The sequence below is a fragment of the Pedobacter sp. 01T416_2 genome (assembly GCF_056398925.1).
Genome location: NZ_JBFTQI010001090.1, coordinates 1 through 1,427, shown reverse-complemented (window position 1 = coordinate 1,427; position 1,427 = coordinate 1). Strand labels below are relative to the sequence as shown.

The window sequence follows — 1,427 nt, the reverse complement described above, 5'->3', positions numbered from 1 at the left end:
CCTGCAGTGCCCACAGGCATAAAAATAGGGGTTTGTATTTCGCCATGAGCAGTTGTTACCGTTCCGGCTCTGGCTTTAGATAGTGGATCGTTAGCCTGTAAACTAAATTTCATCTGTTTCTATTTATTTTTCTCCAATTGTTAGGTGGAGCTTACCACCATCAAATTACGTTTTATTAAAACTAATTGTTATTTTGACGGTAGGCGGTTCACATGTGTTTTTTCTCGTCGAAAATCTGCCAAAAATAGCAAAAATTGAGGGCATATTTTTGTTTAATTTTTTATCCACATAAAAGTGATTTACAGATTAAAAATGAGAAATTTGCGCCTATTTATTTAACCATCGTGATATTAACCCTGCTTGAAATTATTCTGCTCTCTATATTGGCTTTTTGCCTTTTGGTCCAGCTTTACTATGTACTTTTTGTTCATTTGAAATTGGCCAATGTAGGCATAGAGGAGATCCCGTTATCGGCACAAAAACCGTTAAGTGTAATTGTTTGTGCCCGAAACGAAATTGTAAATTTAGAACAGTATCTGCCTGCATTATTAAGCCAGGATTATCCGGAGTTCGAAGTTGTGGTGGTTAACGATCGCTCTTGGGATGGTACAGAGGAGTTTTTAGAACAATTAGAGAAGAAACACCGTAACCTGAAAGTAGTTAAGATTTTAGATAACGATAAATTTATAGCAGGTAAGAAATTCGCGGTAACCATGGGTATAAAGGCAGCTAAGTATGATTGGCTGGTTTTTACTGATGCAGATTGTACACCAGCTTCTGAGCATTGGTTAATGGATATGCAACAGCCTGCTGATGAAAATACTGAAATCGTTTTGGGCTACTCGCCCTATATGAAGAAAAGAAGTCTGTTAAATGCATTAATCCGCTTCGAAACCTTTTTTACTGCTGTAAATTACCTGGCTTTCGCCTTAAAAGGCATGCCGTATATGGGGGTTGGACGTAATATGGCCTATAAAAAATCGCTTTTTTTTAAAAATAAAGGCTTTGCAGCACACATGCATATCCCATCTGGAGATGATGATTTATTCGTAAACGCACATGCCAATAAATACAATACAGAGATCCGTTTACACCGCGATAGCCATGTTTGGAGCGAACCCAATAATACCTGGGGAGGTTACCTGAGGCAGAAAAAACGTCATTTTGGCGCCGGAAAGTTCTATAAATCGAAGCATAAGTTTATTTTAAGTCTTCAGATTGTTTTTCAGTTTTTGTTTTATGCGTTCTTTGCCACATGTATGTTTTTTAGCCGTGAGGCGCAATATGTAGCCCTAGGCATCCTCGGATTAAGCATCATCATCAGGTGTTTTATCTATCCAAAATTGCTGAAACGCTTAAACTATAGCGATTTGCGTTGGTGGTTCCCGATTTTAGACATACTTTTGTTTCTGTTTTTAACCCTGAAC

At 37.9% G+C, this 1,427-nt stretch carries 1 protein-coding gene and 1 pseudogene; one reads left to right on the top strand and one right to left on the bottom strand.

Features of this window, described 5'->3' with window-relative positions; genetic code table 11:
• A pseudogene (gene tgt / locus AC1DPQ_RS27635) lies at positions 1-113 on the bottom strand (tRNA guanosine(34) transglycosylase Tgt); the annotation flags it as partial.
• Positions 114-254: 141 nt separating this feature from the next.
• Between tgt and AC1DPQ_RS27630 the strand changes: the two are divergent.
• Positions 255-1,427 (top strand): glycosyltransferase (locus AC1DPQ_RS27630; protein WP_477611549.1); only part of this gene is annotated, 1,173 nt, incomplete at its 3' end.